This is a genomic window from Streptomyces sp. NBC_00440 (assembly GCF_036014215.1).
Taxonomy (GTDB): domain Bacteria; phylum Actinomycetota; class Actinomycetes; order Streptomycetales; family Streptomycetaceae; genus Streptomyces.
The window spans coordinates 3,009,907-3,020,000 of the sequence record NZ_CP107921.1 but is presented as its reverse complement, the minus strand read 5'-3'; the positions used below and the strand labels follow the sequence as shown (position 1 = coordinate 3,020,000).

The 10,094-nt window shown below is 68.0% G+C and carries 6 protein-coding genes and 2 rRNA genes (1 of these 8 running past the window's edge); 7 read left to right on the top strand and 1 reads right to left on the bottom strand.

Annotated features, from left to right (window positions below):
• Window positions 1-1,123: ribosomal RNA gene (locus OHB13_RS13495) — 23S ribosomal RNA — on the top strand; it begins 2,001 nt to the left of the window's first position.
• A gap of 78 nt (window positions 1,124-1,201) precedes the next feature.
• Window positions 1,202-1,318, top strand: a 5S ribosomal RNA gene (rrf, locus tag OHB13_RS13490).
• 394 nt (window positions 1,319-1,712) lie between these two features.
• On the opposite strand, the gene OHB13_RS13485 is transcribed toward rrf, so the two are convergent.
• Window positions 1,713-2,960, bottom strand: a complete 1,248-nt coding sequence (locus OHB13_RS13485) for a hypothetical protein (RefSeq protein ID WP_328377254.1) — start codon at window positions 2,958-2,960, stop codon at window positions 1,713-1,715.
• 157 nt (window positions 2,961-3,117) lie between these two features.
• On the opposite strand from OHB13_RS13485, the gene mtnA reads away from it, so the two are divergent.
• From mtnA to OHB13_RS13460, 5 genes are all read left to right on the top strand, one after another.
• Entirely contained in the window at window positions 3,118-4,236 is a 1,119-nt protein-coding gene (mtnA, locus tag OHB13_RS13480; protein WP_328377253.1) for an S-methyl-5-thioribose-1-phosphate isomerase, read from the top strand.
• Window positions 4,237-4,251: 15 nt separating this feature from the next.
• Window positions 4,252-4,929 carry a two-component system response regulator MtrA gene (mtrA, locus tag OHB13_RS13475; protein WP_005486885.1) on the top strand — a complete coding sequence of 226 codons (678 nt, stop codon included), beginning with the start codon at window positions 4,252-4,254 and terminating at the stop codon, window positions 4,927-4,929.
• A gap of 1 nt (window position 4,930) precedes the next feature.
• Window positions 4,931-6,952, top strand: coding sequence for an MtrAB system histidine kinase MtrB (gene mtrB, locus OHB13_RS13470; protein WP_328377252.1), 2,022 nt, complete (start codon window positions 4,931-4,933; stop codon window positions 6,950-6,952).
• A gap of 85 nt (window positions 6,953-7,037) precedes the next feature.
• A complete protein-coding gene (locus OHB13_RS13465; protein ID WP_328380284.1) occupies window positions 7,038-8,849 on the top strand; it encodes an LpqB family beta-propeller domain-containing protein in 1,812 nt (603 codons plus the stop codon).
• A 251-nt stretch (window positions 8,850-9,100) separates the two neighbouring features.
• Window positions 9,101-9,823: a ComF family protein gene (locus OHB13_RS13460; protein ID WP_328377251.1), complete on the top strand. Its 723-nt coding sequence runs from the start codon at window positions 9,101-9,103 to the stop codon at window positions 9,821-9,823.
• The last annotated feature ends 271 nt before the right edge of the window (window positions 9,824-10,094 follow it).

The following is a 10,094-nucleotide window of genomic DNA, read 5'->3' as shown; positions in this document are numbered from 1 at the left end:
CACAGGTCCGTGCGAAGCCGTAAGGCGATGTATACGGACTGACGCCTGCCCGGTGCTGGAACGTTAAGGGGACCGGTTAGTGACCTTTCGGGGTTGCGAAGCTGAGAACTTAAGCGCCAGTAAACGGCGGTGGTAACTATAACCATCCTAAGGTAGCGAAATTCCTTGTCGGGTAAGTTCCGACCTGCACGAATGGCGTAACGACTTCTCGACTGTCTCAACCATAGGCCCGGTGAAATTGCACTACGAGTAAAGATGCTCGTTTCGCGCAGAAGGACGGAAAGACCCCGGGACCTTTACTACAGTTTGATATTGGTGTTCGGTTCGGCTTGTGTAGGATAGGTGGGAGACTTTGAAGCGGCCACGCCAGTGGTTGTGGAGTCGTCGTTGAAATACCACTCTGGTCGTGCTGGATGTCTAACCTCGGTCCGTGATCCGGATCAGGGACAGTGTCTGATGGGTAGTTTAACTGGGGCGGTTGCCTCCTAAAGAGTAACGGAGGCGCCCAAAGGTTCCCTCAGCCTGGTTGGCAATCAGGTGTTGAGTGTAAGTGCACAAGGGAGCTTGACTGTGAGACCGACGGGTCGAGCAGGGACGAAAGTCGGGACTAGTGATCCGGCAGTGGCTTGTGGAAGCGCTGTCGCTCAACGGATAAAAGGTACCCCGGGGATAACAGGCTGATCTTCCCCAAGAGTCCATATCGACGGGATGGTTTGGCACCTCGATGTCGGCTCGTCGCATCCTGGGGCTGGAGTCGGTCCCAAGGGTTGGGCTGTTCGCCCATTAAAGCGGTACGCGAGCTGGGTTTAGAACGTCGTGAGACAGTTCGGTCCCTATCCTCTGCGCGCGTAGGAATATTGAGAAGGGCTGTCCCTAGTACGAGAGGACCGGGACGGACGAACCTCTGGTGTGCCAGTTGTCCTGCCAAGGGCATGGCTGGTTGGCTACGTTCGGAAAGGATAACCGCTGAAAGCATCTAAGCGGGAAGCCTGCTTCGAGATGAGTATTCCCACCCCCTTTGAGGGGTTAAGGCTCCCAGTAGACGACTGGGTTGATAGGCCAGATGTGGAAGCCCGGTAACGGGTGGAGCTGACTGGTACTAATAGGCCGAGGGCTTGTCCTCAGTTGCTCGCGTCCACTGTGTTAGTTCTGAAATAACGAACGACCGTGTTGTATCCGGTGTTGGTTAATTTCATAGTGTTTCGGTGGTCATTGCGTTAGGGAAACGCCCGGTTACATTCCGAACCCGGAAGCTAAGCCTTTCAGCGCCGATGGTACTGCAGGGGGGACCCTGTGGGAGAGTAGGACGCCGCCGAACAATTTTTAGCCTCAACCCCGAGCTGTAATGGCTCGGGGTTGAGGCATTTTTGCGTCCACGTGCAGTTCACTCCCAGACAGCCGGTACCTTGCCGCTGGCCTTCCCCCTTTCTGGAGTCGGTCTGCTGAGCTCTTCTGCCATGCGGTCGGGCTTAACTCCTTCCTGGGCCCTGTGCGCCGGCCTGGAACTCTCGTACCTCGGACCTCGTACACAGCGTCCAAGGTGCCCGAGCGTGCCGCCCCGTCCGGCTCGCTGAGGTGCAGGTGTGCCTGGTCGTCGGCGATGCGGCCGCCGTATGGAACGTCTCGTCGAGGCTCGACGACGAGAGCCCCAGCGCGCCCTCTGGGGGCTTGCTGGGGCTCTTCGAAGAGGAGTGCCGGTACCGCGGGGCGGGTCAGCTCCCGGAGGTTTCGTAGCCGGGTACGCCCGCGGATCGTGCGAGGTCGATGTCGAGTGCCTCGCGGCGGATGCGCTGGTCGACGTAGAGGAGCACCGTCACGCCGGCGGTGAAGGGGTAGGTGAGCGCCGCGGTGAGCATCGCGCCGATGCCGCTGATGATCAGGTACGGCCAGCCGAACTCCGGAGTCCTGCTGGAGACAAGGTCGCTGACGCTCTTGCCGTCGGCCATCGTGGCGGCCGCGTTGAACGGCAGATCGATGAGTCCCGAGACGAGGGCGGTCAGCAGCAGAGTCAGCAGGGTGATCCCGAAGATGCGCCACCAGACGCCCTTCACCAGCTTCGCCGAGCGGCGCAGCGCCGCCGCGATGCCCTGTCGCTCCAGCATCAGCGCGGGTCCGGCCAGGCTGAAGCAGATCCACAGCCAGACGACCACGACGACCGCGGCGAGCCCGCCGAGGGCGGCGAGTCCGGCACCCTCGGAGCCACCGACCAGGAGGCCGGGAAGAAGACCGACCGTCATCACCGCGGCGTAGGCGACGGGCAGCAGCAGGCTCAGCCCCACCAACCGGGAGAGCTGGGGCCTGGCCTCGCGCCAGGCGTCGGCGAGCGTCACCGGGCGGCCCAGCACGGAGCGGCTGACGACCATGGTCAGCACCGCGGTGGTGAAGATCGTCCCGATCAGCGTGATCGCGTACAGCGGTCCCAGGCCGATCAGGGTCGTCCGCAGCGAATCCACGCTCTGGTGCAGCTGCTCGGTGGGGCCGGCCCCGCTGTCGATCTGGGTGGGCTCGGGGAGCAGGTAGTGCTGGACGAGGATCGAGCAGAGCTGGACGGCGGCTGCCACGCCGATCGTGAGGCCGAGTGCCGTGCGCCAGTGGGCGCGCATCGTCGACACCGCGCCGTCGAGGATCTCTCCCACGCCGAGCGGCCTGAGCGGGATGATGCCCGGCTTGGCCACGACCGGCTGCTGATATCCCCAGCCGTCCTGCGGCGGTCCGCCCCAGCCGGTGTTCTGCCGGCCGCCGCCGTTACCGGACTGCGCGCGCGGGCCCCGGCGGGACGTCTGCTGCGGTGGTACGGGAGGCGGGCTCGGCGGGGTCCACTGCGCGGCAGGCGGCTGATTGCTGGACCACTTCGGAGCGGATTCTCCCTGGCCGGTCGGCTCGGCGGGGCGGGGGACGCCCGGCTCCTGTCCGTCGGAGGGGGCGGATCCGGGCGAGGCCCAGCCCGGAGAGTCGTTCATTGTCGCTCCTTCATCATGCCTGTCCGCCGCATGCCCGTCCGTGCGTCGAGGCAGCAGGTCGGCAGCCATCGTGTCATGCGGGGGTGTGGCAGCGGAGCCGCTGCTGTATCTCCTTTGCACCTTCAATTGTCGGTGCCACACGGGGCAGACTGTGCGGATGGCTGATCAGGACGAGCAAACCCCGCTGGGCGCGGGGCCGCCCATGCTTCCTTCGCTTCTCTGGGACGAGCCGCCCGAGGGGCCGGAGGGGCCGGTCGTCGTGCTGCTCGACCAGACTCGATTGCCCGGTGAAGAGGTCGAGCTGGTGTGCACGGATGTTCCCGCGCTGGTCCGGGCGATCCGGACACTCGCTGTCCGGGGGGCGCCGCTGCTCGGGGTCGCCGGGGGGTACGGGGTCGCGCTCGCTGCCGTACGGGGATACGACGTGGAGGAGGCAGCGGCGCTCCTCGCGGGTGCGCGGCCCACCGCGGTGAACCTCGGGTACGGGGTGCACCGGGTGGCCGAGGTGTACCGGGCAGCTGTCCGGGGCGGTGCGGACACCGGTGCGGCAGCGGCGGCGGCGCTCGCCGAAGCCAGGGCGCTGCACCAGGAGGACGTCGAGGCCAGCCGGCAGATGGCGGTCCGGGGCCTGGAGCTCCTCGATGAGCTGCTGCCGGGCGGCGGGCACCGGATTCTGACACACTGCAACACCGGGGCGCTGGTCTCGGCCGGTGAGGGCACCGCCTTCGCCGTGGCGCTGGCGGCGCACCGCGCGGGCAGTCTGCGGCGGCTGTGGGTGGACGAGACGCGGCCACTGCTGCAGGGGGCACGTCTGACGGCGTACGAGGCGGCCCGCAACGGGATGGCGTACACCCTGCTCACCGACAACGCGGCTGGTTCGCTCTTCGCGGCGGGCGAGGTGGATGCCGTGCTGATCGGTGCCGACCGGATCGCCGCTGACGGCTCCGTGGCCAACAAGGTGGGCAGCTATCCGCTGGCCGTGCTGGCCAAGTACCACCATGTGCCGTTCGTGGTCGTCGCTCCGACGACCACGGTCGATCTGTCCACGCCGGACGGTGCGTCCATCGAGGTGGAGCAGCGTGGGGGCGGGGAGGTCACCGAGTGCGGCGGGGTGCCGGTGGCGCCGTTGGGGACGCAGGCGTACAACCCCGCGTTCGATGTCACACCCCCCGAGCTCGTGACGGCCGTCGTCACGGAATCGGGGATCGCATCCCCTGTCACCAGGGACGCACTCACCGCATTGTGTGACAGGTCACGCCAGGTAACGATTAGCTAATGGGATGATGTCGGTATGAAGGGACGCGTCCTTGTCGTCGATGACGACACCGCACTGGCCGAGATGCTCGGCATTGTGCTGCGTGGTGAAGGTTTTGAGCCGTCATTTGTAGCGGACGGCGACAAGGCACTGGCTGCATTCCGTGAGGCCAAGCCGGACCTGGTGCTGCTCGATCTCATGCTGCCCGGACGGGACGGCATCGAGGTCTGCAGGCTGATCAGGGCCGAGTCAGGTGTGCCGATCGTGATGCTCACGGCGAAGAGCGACACAGTCGATGTGGTGGTGGGGCTCGAATCCGGGGCCGACGACTACATCGTCAAGCCGTTCAAGCCCAAGGAACTCGTCGCCCGTATCAGGGCGAGGCTGAGGAGGTCGGAGGAGCCCGCGCCGGAACAGCTGGCGATCGGTGATCTGGTCATCGATGTGGCCGGTCACTCCGTGAAGCGGGAGGGGCAGTCGATCGCGCTGACCCCGCTGGAGTTCGATCTGCTGGTCGCGCTGGCCCGTAAGCCCTGGCAGGTGTTCACCCGCGAGGTGCTGCTGGAGCAGGTGTGGGGGTACCGCCATGCTGCGGACACCCGGCTGGTCAACGTGCACGTACAGCGGTTGCGCTCGAAGGTCGAGAAGGACCCCGAGCGGCCGGAGATCGTGGTGACCGTCCGCGGTGTCGGATACAAGGCCGGACCGAGCTGACATGGCCCGCAGCAGCGCCGCTCCGGCGCCCGGGGAGCCGGGAGCACGGCCGGAGCGGGCTGCCGGAGCCGCGGTGAACGCGCCCCGGCTCACCGCACCGCCCGCGTCGTCAGGTCCGTCCGGCGGCCGGGCGGCCGTGCTGCGCAGGTTCGGCGACCGTTTTCTGCGGGGTGGCCGGCTGCTCCAGGACGGAGCGCCCGGTGGTCATGTGCTGCGGCTCTTCGCGCGCTGGGTGCGCCGTCCGCTGCTTCCCGCTGTGCGCCTCTGGCGGCGGAACATCCAGCTCAGGGTGGTCGCGGGCACACTGCTGATGTCGCTGGGCGTGGTCCTGGTGCTCGGATTCGTCGTCATCGGCCAGGTGCGCAACGGTCTGCTGGACGCCAAGGGGAAGGCCGCGGTCAGTCAGGCCGCGGGTGGTTTCACGGTCGCCAAGGACAAGGCCAACGCGTCGACGGTGTCCGACAGTGACTCCGCCGACACCGGGGCGGCCAGCAACTCCCGCCAGTGGCGTACCGACCTCGTGGCCCAGCTCGCCAGCGGCGGTCAGGGTGCGTACAACGTGGTCACCCTCGCCCCGGCCTCCGAGGAGACGGGCGCGGGCAACGGCGGGGAGCGTACGTCCGGCCAGGTGAGCCCCGACAGCGTCTCCGAGAAGCTGCGCATGAGCGTCGACCAGGGCACCGCGCCGTACAAGACGTACACGGACATCAAGTACGTCGACGGGCGGGCGCCGGAGCCCGGTCTGGTCGTGGGGCAGCGTCTTGAGGACATCGACCACAAGCCGTACCAGCTCTACTACCTCTTCCCGCTCTCGCAGGAGGAGAAGACCCTCAGCCTGGTGAAGCGCACCCTGGCCACCGCCGGGCTGTTCGTGGTGGTGCTGCTCGGGGCGATCGCCTGGTTCCTGGTGCGTCAGGTGGTCACGCCCGTGCGGATGGCCGCCGGGATCGCCGAACGGCTCTCTGCCGGGCGTCTCCAGGAGCGGATGAAGGTCACGGGCGAGGACGATATCGCCCGGCTCGGCGAAGCCTTCAACAAGATGGCGCAGAGCCTTCAGTTGAAGATCCAGCAGCTGGAGGAGCTGTCCCGGATGCAGCGCCGCTTCGTCTCCGATGTGTCGCACGAGCTGCGCACCCCGTTGACGACCGTACGGATGGCCGCCGACGTCATCCATGACGCGCGCAGCGACTTCGACCCGGTGACCGCTCGCTCGGCAGAGCTGCTCGGCGATCAGCTCGACCGTTTCGAGTCGCTGCTCGCGGATCTGCTGGAGATCAGCCGGTTCGACGCGGGCGCCGCTGCGCTGGAGGCGGAGCCGATCGATCTGCGGGAGACCGTGCGCCGGGTGATATCGGGTGCCGAGCCGCTCGCGGAGCGCAAGGGCAGCCGGATCCGCGTCGTCGGTGACGAGCAGCCCGTGGTCGCCGAGGTGGACGCGCGGCGGATCGAGCGCGTGCTGCGCAACCTCGTCGTCAATGCCGTGGAGCACGGCGAGGGCAACGATGTGGTGGTCCGCTTCGGTGTCGCGGGGGGCGCCGTCGCGATCGTCGTGCGCGACTACGGTGTGGGGCTGAAGCCGGGCGAGGCGACCCGGGTCTTCAGCCGTTTCTGGCGGGCCGACCCGGCGCGGGCCCGTACGACCGGCGGTACCGGGCTCGGTCTGTCCATCGCCGTCGAGGACGCGCGGCTGCACGGTGGCTGGCTCCAGGCGTGGGGCGAGCCGGGTGGGGGTTCACAGTTCCGGCTGACCCTGCCGCGTACTGCGGACGAACCGCTGCGCGGCTCCCCGATACCGCTGGAGCCCGACGACTCGCGCCGCGCCCGCGCCACGCAGGCCGAGGCGGGGCGGCTGGTCGCGGTGCCGGCCCAGTCCGGTGCGGACCGTTCGCCGCTGCCGCCGCTGCCCCGTGCGATACCGGCCGACCCGACGGCACTGCCGGGCAGCGGTGCCCGGGTGGTGCCGAGGGCCGGTGACTCTGCAACGCAAGCTTCGGACCGGGAGGACACCGCCCGTGGGCGATGATCGTGGGGGCAGCCGCGGCGTACGGGGACTTCGGGCGTACGCCTGGCTCGGCTGCGGTGGCGTGCTGCTGGCGGGCTGTGCGTCGATGCCGAACAGCGGGGACATCGAAGCCGTCGATCCTTCGCAGCGCAGCGACTCACAGGTCAAGGTGTATGCGGTGCCGCCGCGCGAGGGGGCCGCGCCGGCCGAGATCGTGGACGGTTTCCTGGAGGCGATGACCAGCGATGATCTGCAGTTCGCCACGGCCAGGAAGTATCTGACGAAGGAAGCGTCGCACAAGTGGGATCCGGGCGCGCGGACCACGGTGCTCGCCGACGGGCCCACGCGCCGGGCGAATCCGGCCAACGACCGGGACGCTCCGCAGGTCTCCTCCACCTTCGAACTGAGCGGCACGGAAGTCGCCGTGGTCGACAAGCAGCACGCGTACCAGCCCGACAAGGGCACGTACCGCAACTCCATCCATCTGGTGCATCAGAACGGCGGGTGGCGTATCGACGATCTGCCCGCCGGTCTGCTGCTCAGCCTCTCCGACTTCCAGCGCAACTATCACTCCGTCAACAAGTACTACTTCGCATCGGTGCCGTCCGGGACGTCCGGGGGGTCGGGAGCGTCCGGTTCGCCCGGCGGCTCGTCCGGCCGGAACTGGCTTGTCGCCGACCCGGTCTATCTCCGCCAGGGCATCGACCCCGAGACGAGGATGGATCCACTGACGCAGACGGTCGCCTCTCTGCTGGACGGGCCGACCAACTGGCTGCGTCCTGTGGCGAATTCGCGTTTCCCGGCCGGAACGGCGCTCAAGAAGGGTGTCCGGGCCCTGACGCTCGACGACCGTAACGGCCTCAAAGTGCCGCTCAACGAGAAGGCGTCGGGCGTCGGGCAGGGGCAGTGCCGGCAGATGGCGGCTCAACTGCTCTTCACGCTGCGCGATGTGACGTCCATGCGGGTCGAGCAGGTGGAGCTGGAGCGTACGGACGGCTCGCAGCTGTGTGTGCTCAGCGCGGACCAGTCGCAGGAGTACGCGCCCGACCACACATCGGGCAGTCCGGCCGGCGAGTACTTCGTGGATGCCAAGGGCCGGCTCGTACGGATGCAGGCCATCGGCGGTGACAGCTCGGGGAAGGCGGATCCCGAGCCTGTCGAGGGTCCGCTCGGCACGGGCGCCAAGCCGCTGAGCACGGTTGCGGTGGCGCGCGACGAACGCCGCGCGGCGGGTGTGTCGAAGGACAGCAGCACGCTGTCCACTTCGTCGATCGTCTCCGGCGACGAAACGGCCGAGCAGCTGTACACCAGCCATGCGAAGCAGGAGAAGAACCGTCTGTCGGCCCCGAGTTGGGACGGATGCGGAGATCTCTGGGTGGCTGACCGGAACCCGGCGAATCCGCAGCTGCTGCGGTTCCCCGGCGGTTCGGGCGAGCCGCAGTCCGTCCCGGTACTGGGGCTGGACGGCGCGCATATCGCCGGGCTGCGGATGTCGTCCGACGGGGTACGGATCGCGCTGCTGCTGACGAAGGACGGGCATACGACGCTGAAGGTGGGCCGGGTGGTCCGGCAGGGCAGCGCCGACAGCCCGACGGTCTCGGTCGTGGACGAACTGCGCCCGGCCGCACCGCAGATGGCGGATGTGACGGCGGTGTCCTGGGCGGGGCGCAGCCGGCTCGTGGTGGTCGGCAAGGAGGCCGGCGGGGTGCAGCAGGTGCGCTATATGCAGGCGGACGGTTCGGTCTCCGGCGTGAACCCGCTGCCGGGCGCCAACCGGATCACCGCCGTCGCCGCTTCGGACGACGACAGGCTGCCGCTGATGGCGCTCTCGGACGAGGACGGAATTGTGCGTCTTCCCCCGCGTGCGAATTGGAAAACCGTGGTGGAGGAAGGGAAGTCGCCGGTCTATCCCGGATAGGCGGCTGTCCGGGACGGACCGGCTATCCGGAGGCGGCTTCCGGATAGCCGGATAGCTTCCGGAAGGCTTCGGAAGGGCTTCGGGTGGCTTCGGCATTGTTGCTGGACCGCTGCCGGATGATCGCCGGATGGCGCTGGACAGTTGTATCCGGATGGCCGCTGGACAGTTGTATGCGGCAGGTGTCCGTGGCCGTCCGCCCCGGTTATCCACAGGGGTGGCCGGAAGCTCCGTTGCTTGGCAGAGTAGAGGCCATGAGGGGGTGGTGGCAGGAAATCTCCGAAGTGGTGCTGCCGAGCGCATGCGGAGGCTGCGGAAGATCTCGTACGGCGCTCTGCGCGGAATGCGCCGAGGCTCTCTGCGGCGGTCCGGTGCGCAGGGCCAGACCGGATCCCGAGCCGCCGGGGCTGCCGGCGGTGTGGGGTGCCGCGGCGTACGAGGACGCGGTGCGGGCGGTGCTGCTCGCGCACAAGGAGCGGGGCGCGCTGGGGCTGGCCGGGGCGCTCGGCCGTGCGCTCGCCACGGCGGTGCGGGCCGCGGCAGGGCGGAGCGCGGGTGAGGGGACGCTGCTGCTCGTCCCGGTGCCCTCGTCGCGCGGTGCGGTGCGGGCCCGGGGGCATGACGCGGGCCGCCGGATCGCCTGTGCCGCCTCGGCCGAGCTGCGCAGGAGCGGTACACCGGCGCGGATGCTGGGGGCGCTCAGACAGCGGCGTGCGGTGGCCGACCAGGCGGGTCTGGATGCCCCGCAGAGGCTGGCGAATCTCTCGGGTGCACTCGAAGTGGTGCCTGGGGGCGTAGGGCTGCTGGACGGGGGCAGGGTGGTGTTGGTGGACGATCTCATGACGACCGGTGCATCACTCGTGGAGGCCGCGCGTGCTGTACGGGCAGTGCCCGGCCGGGAATTCGCCGGGGCCATGGAACCGGTGGCCGCGGTCGTCGCCGCACCCCCGTTGTCTTTCGAAATAAACCGGAACTGATAGCTAACTTGCATCGTTGCAGGTAGCGAGGGAGAAAAACCACCTGAACGGGGGTACGCGTGAGTAGCAGGTGCCGATACCCGTCCCAGCGAGCTATGTTCGGTTGTGAGGAATGGCGAAAGCTGTGGCTCACTTGAATACACGGACGTGCATGGCACTTTCCGGTTTCTGCTGGTTCCGTGGAAACCCGGATGCTTGCGAGGCCGGAGGTTGGTGTGGGTGGGGATCTTCCCGACGGGGGAGGAGGAGGTGAAAGTCACCAAGTCCGAGA